General features: G+C 70.4%; 14 protein-coding genes. 7 read left to right on the top strand and 7 right to left on the bottom strand.

Going from position 1 to position 12,484, the window contains the following annotated elements; translation table 11 throughout:
- Positions 1-16 precede the first annotated feature (16 nt).
- From BM204_RS13520 to BM204_RS13495, 6 genes are all read right to left on the bottom strand, one after another.
- The gene (locus BM204_RS13520; protein WP_091114244.1) at positions 17-754 is read right to left on the bottom strand and encodes a DUF881 domain-containing protein; all 738 of its coding nucleotides are present in this window, start codon (positions 752-754) and stop codon (positions 17-19) included.
- The gene (locus tag BM204_RS13515) at positions 747-1,079 is read right to left on the bottom strand and encodes a small basic family protein (RefSeq protein WP_091022909.1); all 333 of its coding nucleotides are present in this window, start codon (positions 1,077-1,079) and stop codon (positions 747-749) included. Before BM204_RS13515 ends, BM204_RS13520 begins: the two co-directional genes overlap by 8 nt.
- A complete protein-coding gene (locus BM204_RS13510; protein ID WP_170259146.1) occupies positions 1,076-1,936 on the bottom strand; it encodes a DUF881 domain-containing protein in 861 nt (286 codons plus the stop codon). Before BM204_RS13510 ends, BM204_RS13515 begins: the two co-directional genes overlap by 4 nt.
- Before the next feature lie 34 nt (positions 1,937-1,970).
- Positions 1,971-2,561 carry a cardiolipin synthase ClsA gene (gene clsA, locus BM204_RS13505; protein WP_246166228.1) on the bottom strand — a complete coding sequence of 197 codons (591 nt, stop codon included), beginning with the start codon at positions 2,559-2,561 and terminating at the stop codon, positions 1,971-1,973.
- A gap of 121 nt (positions 2,562-2,682) precedes the next feature.
- On the bottom strand, positions 2,683-3,732 hold the full coding sequence (locus BM204_RS13500) for a hemolysin family protein (RefSeq protein WP_091114239.1): 1,050 nt from the start codon (positions 3,730-3,732) through the stop codon (positions 2,683-2,685).
- Positions 3,729-5,096, bottom strand: coding sequence for a hemolysin family protein (locus BM204_RS13495; protein ID WP_091114238.1), 1,368 nt, complete (start codon positions 5,094-5,096; stop codon positions 3,729-3,731). Before BM204_RS13495 ends, BM204_RS13500 begins: the two co-directional genes overlap by 4 nt.
- A 271-nt stretch (positions 5,097-5,367) precedes the next feature.
- On the opposite strand from BM204_RS13495, the gene BM204_RS13490 reads away from it, so the two are divergent.
- From BM204_RS13490 to BM204_RS13470, 5 genes are all read left to right on the top strand, one after another.
- Positions 5,368-6,951: a DUF1800 domain-containing protein gene (locus BM204_RS13490; protein WP_091114236.1), complete on the top strand. Its 1,584-nt coding sequence runs from the start codon at positions 5,368-5,370 to the stop codon at positions 6,949-6,951.
- A 5-nt stretch (positions 6,952-6,956) separates the two neighbouring features.
- On the top strand, positions 6,957-8,225 hold the full coding sequence (locus tag BM204_RS13485; RefSeq protein ID WP_143099772.1) for a DUF1501 domain-containing protein: 1,269 nt from the start codon (positions 6,957-6,959) through the stop codon (positions 8,223-8,225).
- 68 nt (positions 8,226-8,293) lie between these two features.
- Complete coding sequence (locus BM204_RS13480; RefSeq protein ID WP_170259147.1) at positions 8,294-9,349, top strand: NAD(P)H-dependent amine dehydrogenase family protein; 1,056 nt, start codon at positions 8,294-8,296, stop codon at positions 9,347-9,349.
- 38 nt (positions 9,350-9,387) lie between these two features.
- Positions 9,388-9,765, top strand: coding sequence for a nuclear transport factor 2 family protein (locus BM204_RS13475; RefSeq protein ID WP_091114231.1), 378 nt, complete (start codon positions 9,388-9,390; stop codon positions 9,763-9,765).
- The gene (locus BM204_RS13470) at positions 9,762-10,472 is read left to right on the top strand and encodes a hypothetical protein (RefSeq protein ID WP_091114228.1); all 711 of its coding nucleotides are present in this window, start codon (positions 9,762-9,764) and stop codon (positions 10,470-10,472) included. Before BM204_RS13475 ends, BM204_RS13470 begins: the two co-directional genes overlap by 4 nt.
- Before the next feature lie 13 nt (positions 10,473-10,485).
- On the opposite strand, the gene BM204_RS13465 is transcribed toward BM204_RS13470, so the two are convergent.
- Entirely contained in the window at positions 10,486-10,950 is a 465-nt protein-coding gene (locus tag BM204_RS13465) for a MarR family winged helix-turn-helix transcriptional regulator (protein WP_091114226.1), read from the bottom strand.
- Positions 10,951-11,066: 116 nt separating this feature from the next.
- On the opposite strand from BM204_RS13465, the gene BM204_RS13460 reads away from it, so the two are divergent.
- Both BM204_RS13460 and BM204_RS13455 read left to right on the top strand, forming a co-directional pair.
- Positions 11,067-11,831, top strand: a complete 765-nt coding sequence (locus BM204_RS13460) for a pirin family protein (RefSeq protein WP_091114221.1) — start codon at positions 11,067-11,069, stop codon at positions 11,829-11,831.
- A gap of 47 nt (positions 11,832-11,878) precedes the next feature.
- Positions 11,879-12,382 carry a VOC family protein gene (locus tag BM204_RS13455; protein WP_091114219.1) on the top strand — a complete coding sequence of 168 codons (504 nt, stop codon included), beginning with the start codon at positions 11,879-11,881 and terminating at the stop codon, positions 12,380-12,382.
- Positions 12,383-12,484 lie beyond the last annotated feature (102 nt).

Below are 12,484 nucleotides of genomic sequence, written 5' to 3'. Positions count from 1 at the left end.
GCTACTGCCCCGGGCCTCACTGGCCTGAGTCGGGCACGGCGAACTCAGGCTGGACCGGCGAGCGCACGGCCTCGATGTCGAGCGACGTGAGCTGCTGCACCTCGAGCGCCGCGCCGTCGGCCTCGAGCTTGGCCCGGGGACCCAGCGGGAACGTCATCCCCCCGGCGAGCACCTCGGGGCCGCCGATGACGTCGATGACGTATGGCGACTCGAGCGCGACCCCGTCGACGGAGATTCCGCCCACGTCGTCGGTGAAGGAGCTCTGCGCGATGATGCGCACCTGGCCGTTGAGCTGCATCGCCTCGGCGCCGTCGGTGCGCAGCTCCTGCACGGTGTCGATCAGCGAGGCGACCTCGACCGTGCCGTCGACCTCGGTGATGGTGATCCGGATGCCGGGGCCGGTGACCGGCACCAACCCGGCCAGGATGTTGAGGGTGTCGACCTCGCTCTGCGCCTGCTCGAGCGCGGCCTGGCGCCGGCTCGTGGCGGACTGCAGGTCGTCGCGGGTGCGCTGAAGCTGGGTGATCTCCGACTCGGCGCGCTGCGTCGTGCCGGCGAGCCCGTTGAGCACGTCGATGAGGTCCTGCTCACGCAGCGCGGAGTAGGTGTCGTCGACCTGGGTGCTGCGGACCTGGGTGACCGCGGCGAAGCCGACGAGCGCGAGCAGCACCGCGACGACGACTTGTCGCCGCGAGGGCTGGAAGAGCGCGCGCAGCAGCCGCTCGCGTCCGGAGGGGGGCTTCTCGTCAGGCATGGAACAGGTGCCTCCGGATGGCGGCGACGTTGGAGAAGATCCGGATCCCCAGGACCACGATCACGCCCGTCGAGAGCTGGCCGCCGACGCCCAGCTTGTCGCCGACGTAGACGATGCCCGCCGCGATGACGACGTTGCTGACGAATGAGACGACGAAGACCTTGTCGTCGAAGATCCCGTCGAGGTAGGCGCGCATGCCGCCGAAGACCGCGTCGAGCGCCGCCACCACGGCGATCGGGAGGTAGGGCTCGAGCCCGAGCGGCACGTCGGGCTTGAGGAACACTCCGAGGAGCACTCCCAGCGCGAGGCCGAGCACGGCGATCATCTGTCCATCTCCTCGGTCTTGGGCGGGTTCTGGTCGGCACCGCTGCCTTCCACGGCGGACCTGAGGAACAGGAATCGCGCGGGGCCGGCGGGCAGCACGACCTCGTCCTCATTCTGCAGGTCGAACTCGAAGCCGAAGCGGGCGGACAGGTCGTTGAAGGCCAACCCGCTGCTGGTCTCGAAGAAGTCGGCCTGGAGCGTCCCCCGGTCGCCGATCGCGAGGACCGAGTACGGCGGGGCGATGCCGACGGCGTTGACCTCGATCGCCAGGCCGGAGGTGCGGATCGAGCTCAGGGCCGTCAACCGCTGCCCGTTGATCGACATCGCCTCGGCGCCGGCCGTCCAGAGCCCGTCGGCGAGCAGCGCCAGGTCCTCGTCACGCACCACCCCGTCCGCGTTGCCGGACGCTGCATCGTCGACGACGACGCTGATGCCCTCGCCCCGGACGGCCACGAAGCCTGCACGGACCCGCAGCCGACGCAGGCGGGGCGTCAGTGACGCCTCGTCCGCCGCGATGGCCTGGGCCCGGGTCTCACGGGCGGCGTTGCCGCTGCGCAGCGCGGCGATGCGCTCCTGGAGCCCGGAGAGACGGTCGCTCTCCGCGTCGATGCGCGCCACCAGGCTGGCCCGGCCCTCGTCGTCGACCGAGGCGTTCTGCTGGGTCTGGACGGCTGCGGTGGAGGCCATGATGCCGAAGACGGCCACCACGACGGCCGCGATCCGGCGGGGGTGGCGCTGCGGGCTGTCCCCGTCCCGGGGCTCCGTGTCCGGTGCCCGCGCGGCCCGACGCTCCGCCGCGACCAGGTAGTCCTCATCGAGCGCCTGCTGCTGGATCAGGTCGAGCAACGGGAGCGTCACCCGCGGAGGCAGGCCGGGGCGCGGCTCTTGGGGATCAGGCATCCTGCACCGCCGTGCGGCGATCGGTGGTCATCAGGAGCTTGCGCACCTGCCAGGCATAGAGGATCCCCGCCCACCAGTAGAGGCCGATGCCCCAGAACGCGAACGCCCAGCCGAAGACCTGCGCGAGCACGGCGATCACGCCCTCACCGTCGCCGAGCAGCAGGAGCGGGAAGGCGTAGAGGAGGTTGAACGTCGCAGCCTTGCCCAGGAAGTGCACCGGCAGGGCGCTGTAGCCGCGGGTGCGCAGCAACGGCACCAGGCCCCACATGAGCGCGTCGCGCAGCGGCAGCGAGATGGCCATCCACCACGGGATGATGTCGCGCAGCGCCAGACCGACCACCACGGCCAGGATGTAGAGCCGGTCCGCGACCGGGTCGAGGATCTGACCGACCGTGGACTGCTGGTTCAGCTTGCGCGCCAGCCAGCCGTCGAGGAAGTCGGTGAAGCCGGAGACCATCAGCAGGGCGAGGGCCCAGCCGTCCTCCTCGGGACCCAGGACCAGCCACAGGAACACGGGGACCCCGGCGAGCCGGAGGGCGCTGAGCAGGTTGGGCAGGGTCCAGACGCGGTCGTGGCGCGTCACTGGTTCCTCCACTGCTGCCTGCTTCTCGCCGATGGTGAGGGGGTGCTCGGATGCTGCGGCGTCAGCCTATCTGCCGCCACCCCTCAGACCGCGGAGGTGGTGGCAGGGGTCCGGCGGCGGGTCAGACCGTCTCCTCGTGGTGCGCACCGTCGCGGATCTCGCCGACGAGCTCCTCGATCACGTCTTCGAGGGTGGCCAACCCGAGGGTGACGCCCTCCAGGTCGACGACCCGCGCCATGTGGGCGCCCCGTCGCTGGAGGGTCTCGAGAGCGTCGTGGAGCTGGTCACCCGTCGTGACCGGGGCGAAGGGCCGGATCCACTTGTCCTCGATCGGTTGGAGGCGGCGTACCTCATCCGGCTCGAGCACGTCCTTGATGTGCAGGTAGCCCATCAGCTCGCCATCCTCGCTGGCGACGGGGAAGCGGCTGAAGCCGGTCGCCGCGCACAGCGCCTCGACGTCGGCAGGGCTGGAGCCGCGCATGATGGTCGCCAGCGTGTCGGGTCGCATCAGGACGGCTGCGACCGTCTTCTCCGTGAAGCCCAGGGCGCCGGCGAGGCGGTCGTACTCGTCGTCGGCGAGCAGGCCCTCACCGCGTGACTCCTCGACGAGGGCGGCGACCTCCTCGCGCGTGAACGTCGAGCTGATCTCGTCCTTGGGCTCGACCTTGAGCAGCCGCAGGGTCGCGTTGGCGATGGCGTTGAGGGTCCCGATGATCGGACGCAGGATCGTCACGACCCCGACGAGCGGCGGACCGAGCAGGATGGCCGAGCGCTCGGGTCCGGCGAGGGCGATGTTCTTGGGGACCATCTCGCCGAGGACCACGTGGAGGAACACCACGATCAGCAGGGCGAGCACGAAGGCGACCGGGTGCAGGAACGCCTCGGGCACGCCCAGGGCCGCGAAGCCGGGCTCGAGGAGGTGCGCGATGGCTGGTTCCCCGATGGCACCCAGGCCCAGCGAGCAGATGGTGATGCCGAGTTGGGCGCCCGCCATCATGAGCGAGACGTCCTCCATGGCGCGCAGCGTGGTCTTCGCCATCCGCGAGCCCGCCTGGGCGCGTGGCTCTATCTGGGTGCGCCGCGCGGAGATGATCGCGAACTCGGCTCCGACGAAGAACGCGTTGGCGGCGAGCAGCAGGACTGCTACGAGCAGGGCGGTCAGGTCACTCACGCGGGGGCCTCGTCGGACTCGTCGGGGTCGTCTCCCTCGTGCAGGCGCAGGGCAAGGCGGTCGATGCGGAGGCCGTCCATGTGCTCGACGGTGAGGACGGCCAGCTGTTCGCGCGGCTCGTCGGGGTCGGTCCGGTCGGGCACCGGGACCTCGGCGATGTCACCCACGTCAGGCACCCGTCCGATCACCTTGAGCACCAGGCCGGCGATGGTGTCGTAGTCCTCGTCCTCGGGCAGGGCGATCCCGGTCAGGTCCTCCACCTCGTCGGGTCGCAGGAGCCCGGACAGCGACCACGCGCCGTCGCGCCGCTGTCGCGCCCGAGCTCCGAGCCGGTCGTGCTCGTCGGCGATGTCACCGACGATCTCCTCGATCACGTCCTCCAGGGTCACGATGCCCGCGTGGCCGCCGTACTCGTCGAGGACGACGGCCAGCTGGAAGCCGTCCTTGCGGAGCAGGGCCATGAGCGGGTCGAGGCGCAACGAGTCCGGGACCACGATCGGCTTGACCATGAGGTGCTTGACCTTGGTGGTCGAGCGCTCGTGCACCGGAAGGGCGACAGCGTGTTTGACGTGGACGGTGCCGACGACAACGTCCTCGGAGTCGAGGACAGGGAACCGTGAGTGACCGGTCTGGCGGGTGAGCTCGATGACCGCGCTGGCGCGGTCGTTGCTCTCGAGGCTGCGGGTGCGCACGCGCGGCGTCATGATCTCGCCCGCCGTGCGCGAGCCGAACCCGACGGAGCGCTCCATCAGCTCGGCGGTGTCGGCGTCGAGGGTGCCGACGTCGGCGGAGCGCTGGATCAGCGAGGCGAGCTCAGCCGAGCTGCGCGCGGAGCGGAGCTCCTCCTGGGGCTCCATGCCGAGCCTGCGCACGATGGCGTTGGCCGAGCCGTTGAGCACCCGGATGGGCCCGCGGTTGACCGCGGTCCAGAACCGCATGGGTCCCTGGCTCCAGCGGGCCGTGGCCATGGGCAGGGCGATCGCGAGGTTCTTGGGCACCAGCTCGCCGAAGAGCATCGTGAGCACGGTGCCGATCGTGAGGCCGAGGCCGATCGCGATCGGGCCCACCGCACCGTCGGGGACCCCGACCGCGGCCAGGGGTCCCTCGACGAGGTCGGAGATGGCCGGCTCGGCGAGGAAGCCGATGCCGAGGTTGGTGACCGTGATGCCCACCTGGGCACCGGACAGCTGGGTCGAGAGGGTCTTGAGGCCGGCAAGGACGCCCTGGGCCTTGACGTCACCAGCGGCCGCGGCACGCTCGACCTGACCACGGTCGACCGTGACGAAGGCGAACTCGGCGGCGACGAAGATGCCGCACATGGCGACCAGCAGGAGCGCCAGTGCGAGCAGGAGATAGGGGGTCATGGCTGCTCTCCGGAGATGGAGAGCGTCGTACTTTGAGAGCCGTCCATGGGCGGAGCCCGGGGTCCTTGTCGTCAGGGAGCGATGAACGCGCAATGGTAGCGAACTCCGGCTCGGACTCCGCTTCGGTGCGGGGTGATCGGCCATAGTTCCTAGTCACAACGGGCCATCTTGTCGTCCGTTCTGACCATGGGTCCCAGGGCGCTCCTAGCCTGGCCGCTTCGCGCCTCGGTCGCGCAGCCGCAGCCGCCGCCGCCGCCGCCCAGGAGCCTAGATGCCACCCGTTCCCGCCACGTCGTCGCGCCGCGCCGTGCTTGCCCGCGCCGGCGCCGTCGGTGGCGTAGCGGTCGCCGGCGCCGTGGTCGCACCGGGCACCGCGCACGCGGCCTTCGTCCCGGCCCGCTACCGCGGCGCCCCCCTGCTCTCGTCGGGGAGTCGCCACCTGGTCAGCCGCTTCTCCTACGGCATCACCCCCTCGCTCGCCGCATCGGTCCGACAAGACGGAGGCGGCAGCGCTTGGTTCGAGAAGCAGCTCGACCCGGCCAAGATCACCGACACCGACACCGACGTCGACGGCCTGCGGTCGTGGTGGTCGGGACTGTCGCGGACCCCCCTAGACCTGTGGAGGCGCCAGGTGACCGGGGTCGAGGGCGGCTGGGAGGTCATGGCCGACTACCAGCGCTGGCTGCTGCTGCGTCGGGTGAGCTCGCAGCGCCAGGTGCTCGAGCTGATGACGGAGTTCTGGGAGAACCACCTCAATGTCCCGGTCAACGGTGACGGGCCGTTCACCCACCGGGTGTCCTACGGCGAGACGATCCGCCGTCACGCGCTGGGCAGCTTCGAGGATCTCCTCCACGCAGCGATCACGCACCCGGCCATGCTGATCTACCTGGACCAGGCCGTGTCCACCAAGAAGCACCCCAACGAGAACCTCGGTCGGGAGCTGCTCGAGCTGCACACGGTCGGGCGCGGCACCTACGCCGAGACGGACGTGAAGTCCTCGGCTCGCATCCTCACCGGCTGGCTGGTGGACCTGTGGGACACCTGGGAGCCGTCCTACTCCCCCGACGCCCACTGGACCGGCCCGGTCACGGTGATGGGGTTCAGCGACGCCAACCCCCTCGCCGACGGTCGTGACCTGACCCGCCGCTACCTGACCTACCTGGCGCGGCACCCCGCCACGGCACAGCGCATCGCCCGCAAGCTGGTGCGCAAGTTCGTCCGCGACGACGCGCCGCAGGCCCTGGTCGACCACCTCGCGAAGGTCTACCTGGACAACGGGACCGCCATCAAGCCGGTCCTGCGGGCCCTGGTGGCCCACCCGGCCTTCGCCTCCGCAGCCGGCGCCAAGGTCAAGGACCCCTGCGAGGACCTGATGTCGACCTTCCGGGCCCTCAAGATCTTCGTCTCGCGTCCGCCCGAGGGTGACGCGGGTGAGGAGCACGCCGCCAACGTGATGCTGTGGCAGGCCTCGAGCCTCGGCGCCATGCCGCTCGCCTGGCCTCGGCCGGATGGCCAACCGAACGACAACGAGTCCTGGTCCTCCCCCTCACGGCTGATCGCCTCGATGGAGCTGCACTTCGTCCTGAGCGGCGGCTGGTGGCCCGAGATCGGCATCACCTACCGCTCCCCCGGCCAGTGGTTGCCCCAGCCCTCGGTCCGGTTCGACGTCCTGGTCGACCACCTCTCGCAACAGCTGCTGGGCCGCCGGTCCACCTCGGCGCTGCTCCAGGCCTGCTGCGAGCACCTCGACGTCCGGCCCGGCGAACACATCACCCGCGAGCACGGAGTCGTGAAGTGGAACATGCCGCGCCTGGTCACCACCCTGCTCGACTCCCCGATGTTCCTCACCCGGTGACCCCGATGCCCGCTACCGTCGCCCGCTCCTCCTCCTCGGGCCCTGACGACGCGTGCTGCGGCGAGTTCCGCTCGGTGTCGCGACGCGGCCTCTTCGTCGGCGCTCTGGCCCTGGCCGGCACGACGACCGCGGTCGGCTCTGCGGTCGTCACGGCCTCGCCGGCCAGCGCAGCCAGCGCCGACTCCGTCCTCGTGGTGCTCTCGCTGCGCGGGGCCGCCGACGGGCTGTCGCTGGTCGTCCCGCACGGCGACCCCGTCTACTACCAGGCCCGGCCGCGCCTCGCGATCCCCGCCGAGCGGCTTCTGGCCAAGGACGCGATGTTCGGCCTGCACCCGAGCCTCGCGCCCCTGCTGCCGCTGTGGGAGTCCGGCCGCCTCGCCGCCGTCCACGCGACGGGACTGCCCGCACCGAACCGCTCGCACTTCGCCGCCATGGAGGAGGTCGAGGACGCCAACCCGGGCTCGACGGTCCGCCAGGGCTGGCTCAACCGGCTCATCGGCACCGACGCCGGCGGCTCGCCGCTCCAGGGCTTCAACGTCGGGGGCGGTGTCATTCCGGGCGCGCTCTTTGGGGACGAGCCGGTGATGTCGGCCGGGTCGGTCGACGACGTGCGCATCCCCGGTGACGACGAGTGGGTCTCCCAGGACGGCCGGAAGCGATCGCTGCACACCTTGTGGGACACCCACCCGGGTCCCCTGGGCAAGGCTATGCGCTCGACGTTCTCGGCCATCACCGACTTCCGGCCCGTCCAGGCCGCGGCCGACAACGAGGATCGCTACCCCAACAGCGACCTCGGTCGCGCGCTGGCCACGGTGGCCCGGGTCGTGCGCGGCGACGTCGGCGTCCAGGTGCTGACCGTCGACCAGGGCGACTGGGACATGCACAGCGGGCTCGGCACGCTGGAGTGGGGACAGATGCTCCATAACGCCGACGACCTCGCCACGTCGGTCGCGGCGTTCATGGACGACCTCGGCTCGCAGCAGTCCAAGGTCACGCTGCTCGTGCTCAGCGAGTTCGGACGGCGCACGGTCGAGAACGACAACTACGGGCTGGACCATGGCTACGGCAACGTCATGTTCGTCGCCGGCAGCGGAGTCAGGGGCGGCGCCTTCCACGGCCGCTGGCCCGGTCTCACGCTCGACGACGACGCCGACCTGCTCGTCACCACCGACTACCGCAGCGTGCTCGCCGAGATCGTTTCGACCCGTTTCGGCTCCTCCACCGCTACGGTCTTCCCGGGCTTCACGCCCACCCCCGTGGGAGTCATGACGTGAGCTGACTTCGGCAGTCCGTGGGGAGTACTCGCTCCGCTCGTACATCCCCCTCGCTCTAGGAGATCCCCGTGCCCCTTCGCGTCATCCAGTGGGCCACCGGGGGTGTCGGTCGGGCCGCCGTCGAAGGCGTCCTGCTGCACCCCGACCTCGAGCTCGTGGGTTGCTACGTCCACTCCGAGGCGAAGAACGGCGTCGACGTGGGCGAGATCATCGGGCGAGAGCCGATCGGGGTCCTCGCGACCAACGACGTCGACGAGGTCCTCGCCATGGACGCCGACTGCGTCGTCTACACGCCGTTGGTCGGTGACCCCAAGGAAGTCATCCGGCTGCTGCGCTCGGGCAAGAACGTCGTCACCCCGGTCGGCTGGATCTATCCCGGGGAGCGGCAACGCACCTTCCTGGAGGCAGCCTGTGACGAGGGCGGCGTCAGCCTTCACGGCACCGGGGTCAACCCCGGCGGCGTGCCCGACCTGCACCCGCTGATGTTCTCCTCGCTGTCCTCGGCCGTCACCTACGTGCGCGGTGAGGAGTTCTCCGACATCCGCTCCTACAACGCCCCCGACGTCGTGCGACACGTCATGTGCTTCGGCGGCACCCCCGAGGAGGCGCGGTCCGGACCGATGCTGGAGCTGTTGTCGGCCGGCTTCGCGCGCTCGGTGCAGATGTGCCTCGACGTGCTCGGCTTCTCCGCCGACGCCGAGATCCGCTCGACCCTCGACCTCGCCGTGGCGACCGCCCCGATCGACTCCCCCATCGGCGTCATCGAGCCGGGCCGGGTCGCCGGCCAGCGCTTCGTCTGGGAAGGCGTCGTGCGCGACCAGGTCGTCGTACGCGTTGCGGTGAACTGGCTGATGGGTGAGCAGCACCTCGAGCCTGCCTGGGACTTCGGTGCCGAGGGCGAGCGCTTCGAGGTCGAGGTGAGAGGCGACCCCGACACCTTCGTCACGATCAAGGGCTGGCAGCCCGACACTCTCGCTGAGGGCCTCGTGCGCAACCCCGGGATCGTGGTGACCGCGATGCACTGCGTCAACTCCATCCCCTATGTCGTGGCCGCCCCCACCGGGGTCCGGACGTACGTCGACCTGCCGCTGGTCGCGGGTCGGGCGCACCCGGACCTGGCCTGAGGGTGACAGCCAACTAGAACGTGTTATAGAACTGCCCCATGGTCGCCCCCAACGCAGACATCCGCTCGACGGTCCAGCGCTACCTCGACCTGGTGGCAGACGGCACGTCGACCGAGATCGTGGCGCTCTACGCCCCCGACGCGACGCTCGAGGACCCGGTCGGGAGCGAGGTGCTGCGGGGACGCGAGGCGATCGGCGGCTTCTACGCCGGCCTGGACGGTCTCGCGATGACGACGAACCTCGTGACGTTGCGTGTCTGTGCGGGACACGCTGCCTTCCACTTCGAGGTCGTGACCGACACTGGTGGCATGAAGTTCAAGATGGCACCCCTCGAGGTCATGACGTTCGACGGCGACGGCCTGATCACCAGCATGCGCGCGTTCTGGTCCGACGAGGACCTCGTCGTCGACGCGTGACGGCTCCCGACGTACGTCCCCTGACCCAGGCCGACCTCGACTGGGCGGTCGGGCTGACGCGCGTGAGGCGGGACCGGCTCGAGGGGCATGCCCCGCGCTTCTGGCGCGCGGCCGCCGACGCGACCGAGAGGCACCGGGCCTTCCTGTCGCACCTGATCGACGACGCCGCCACGTTGAGCGTGCGCAGTGATCACGGCTACCTGGTCGCGATGAACCCCGGGCCCTACCTGCTCGTCGACGACATGGTCGTTGAGCCCGCCGAGCAGTGGGCGAGCGAGGGCGTAGCGCTGCTGCGCCACGCGAGCGCCTTCGGGCCGCTCCGCTTCGTGGTGCCGGGCTTCGAGAGCGAGCGGCTCGACGCAGCCCTCGACCTCGGCCTGGAACCGGCCGAGATCTGGTGGCACCGTGACCTCGAGCCCTTCACCGGGCTCAACGTCGTCTCCGAGGACAAGTCGATCTCGGTCGAGGGCGCCGCGGGCCAGCTCGTCCCGGCTCCCCCTGTCTACGACCCGGGCGGTCCGGTGCTGCTGGTGACATCGGTGACCTCGCCCGACGCGCTGACCCGGGTGGAGCAGTCCGCGGCCCGGCGCGGCGCACGCGTCTCGGTGGTCACGCAGCCGCCGTCCGACGCCGCCCTGGCCACGCTGCTCGACCACGCGGGCTACACGCTGACGACCTTCTTCTTCACCACCCCGACCTCGGCGTGAGGCCGGCGCTTCGTCACGAGCGCAGCTGGGCCAGCACCTTCTCGGTCATCTCGCCCAGCAGCACGACGTCCTCGTCGGACAGGGCGTCGAAGAAGGCGCGGCGCACCGTGCGCACGTGGGCGGGCGCGGCGCGCTCGATGGCAGCCCTACCGGCCGAGGTGAGGACGACGAACGACCCCCGACCGTCGTCGAGGCAGTCCTCCTTCTCGACCAGGCCCCGACGCGCCATGCGTGTCACGTGGTGCGAGAGGCGACTACGCTCCCACTGCAGTGCTTCGGCGAGCTGGGCGATCCGCACGCGACCACGGTCGTCGTCGGTCAGCTGCACCAGCACGTCGAAGTCCGGCAACGAGAGCTCCGAGTCGCGCTGGAGCTCGCGGTGCAGGAGTGCCGGGAGCTGGGCGTTGAGCGCCAGCCACCGGCGCCAGGTCTGCTGCTCGGTGTCACTGAGCCATCGTGTGGCCGTCTGGGTGGTCATGACCCCATCCTACCGGGAATAGTTGACATGTCACGTAAGTTGGCACGATCATCAACGTGACACGTCCCCCAACGGATGGCCCGATCGGGTGGCCCACGCGAGGTGAGGAGACCAGCATGACCATCGAGCGGAACCCCCAGGTCGACGTCCGCCGCAGCGAGGACCGCGCCACGTCCACCTACGGCTGGCTCGACTCGAAGCACTCCTTCTCCTTCGGCCAGCATCACGACCCCGCCAACACCCACCACGGGCTGCTGCTGGTCAACAACGACGACATCGTCGCTGCCGGCACCGGTTTCGACACCCACCCCCACCGCGACATGGAGATCGTCACGTGGGTGATGCAGGGCTCGCTGGTCCACCAGGACTCGGCGGGCCACCACGGCATCATCTACCCCGGCCTGGCCCAGCGCATGAGCGCCGGCCGCGGCATCCTGCACTCGGAGAAGAACGACTCCTGGCGCCTCGGGGGCGACACACACACCGACCCGGTGCACTTCGTGCAGATGTGGGTCGTGCCCGACGAGAGTGGCATCGTGCCCGGCTACGAGCAGCTCGAGATCGACCACGAGCTGATGAGCGGCTCGCTGGTGCCCGTCGCCTCGGGGATGGCCAAGCACGAGGGCGCTTCCGCGATCCGCATCCGCAACAAGTACGCCGCCCTGCACGTCGCCCGACTCGAGCCGGGCCAGGGCGTGCAGCTGCCCGAGTCGCCGTTCCTCCACCTGTTCGTCGGCCGCGGTGCGGTGTCGCTCGAGGGTGCCGGAGCGCTGGGCGCGGGAGACGCCGTACGGCTCACGGCCACGGGTGGCCAACGCGTCACCGCGGCCGAGGCATCGGAGATCCTGGTGTGGGAGATGCACGCCACGCTCGCCGCCTGATCCCCTCCCCCGTCACTTCCCGCGTCACCCACGAGCCGAGGACCCCCATGACCGAGAGCACCCCCGACCTCGCCGCGATCGAGGCGGCCCGCGACCGCATCCGCACGGCCCACCTGCGACCGGCGGAGTCGCGGCCCGCCTCGACTGCGCGCGGGCTGCACCACACGGCACTGATCAGCCGTGACGTCGAGACGACGGTGCGGTTCTACCAGGACGTGCTGGGCTTCCCGCTCACCGAGCTGATCGACAACCGCGACTACCCGGGGTCGTCGCACTTCTTCTTCGACATCGGCAACGACAACCTGCTGGCGTTCTTCGACTTCCCCGGGCTCGAGGTCGGTCCCTACGCCGAGGTGCTCGGGGGCCTGCACCACCTGGCCATCTCCGTGGAGCCGGCCCGCTGGGACGAGCTCGTCGCCCGCCTCACCGCGGCCGGGGTCGACCACGAGGTCCACAGCGGTGTCTCGGTCTACTTCCGTGACCCCGACGGTGCGCGCATCGAGCTGATCTCCGACCCGCTCGGTGAGATGTACGGCCAGCACGTCCTCTGACGGGCTGGTTGGGGTCGTGGTCATGAGCCGATCCTGATGGGGGGACCTGAGCAGGGCCGAGCGTGAACCTGTGGATCGCCTGTCATCGCTTCCGGTGTCGCG

The organism is Nocardioides psychrotolerans (assembly GCF_900113685.1).
In the GTDB taxonomy this organism is placed as follows: domain Bacteria; phylum Actinomycetota; class Actinomycetes; order Propionibacteriales; family Nocardioidaceae; genus Nocardioides; species Nocardioides psychrotolerans.
Note: the sequence above shows the minus strand (reverse complement) of the source record. Positions and strands in the feature narration are given on the sequence as shown.

Excerpts from the sequence above, each read along its gene's own strand:
- BM204_RS13465 (WP_091114226.1), bottom strand. The coding sequence starts at position 10,950 with ATGACCACCCAGACGGCCACACGATGGCTCAGTGACACCGAGCAGCAG.
- BM204_RS13495 (WP_091114238.1), bottom strand. The coding sequence starts at position 5,096 with ATGACCCCCTATCTCCTGCTCGCACTGGCGCTCCTGCTGGTCGCCATG.
- BM204_RS13475 (WP_091114231.1), top strand. The coding sequence starts at position 9,388 with ATGGTCGCCCCCAACGCAGACATCCGCTCGACGGTCCAGCGCTACCTC.
- BM204_RS13515 (WP_091022909.1), bottom strand. The coding sequence starts at position 1,079 with ATGATCGCCGTGCTCGGCCTCGCGCTGGGAGTGCTCCTCGGAGTGTTC.
- BM204_RS13460 (WP_091114221.1), top strand. The coding sequence starts at position 11,067 with ATGACCATCGAGCGGAACCCCCAGGTCGACGTCCGCCGCAGCGAGGAC.
- BM204_RS13485 (WP_143099772.1), top strand. The coding sequence starts at position 6,957 with ATGCCCGCTACCGTCGCCCGCTCCTCCTCCTCGGGCCCTGACGACGCG.
- BM204_RS13490 (WP_091114236.1), top strand. The coding sequence starts at position 5,368 with ATGCCACCCGTTCCCGCCACGTCGTCGCGCCGCGCCGTGCTTGCCCGC.
- BM204_RS13520 (WP_091114244.1), bottom strand. The coding sequence starts at position 754 with ATGCCTGACGAGAAGCCCCCCTCCGGACGCGAGCGGCTGCTGCGCGCG.
- BM204_RS13455 (WP_091114219.1), top strand. The coding sequence starts at position 11,879 with ATGACCGAGAGCACCCCCGACCTCGCCGCGATCGAGGCGGCCCGCGAC.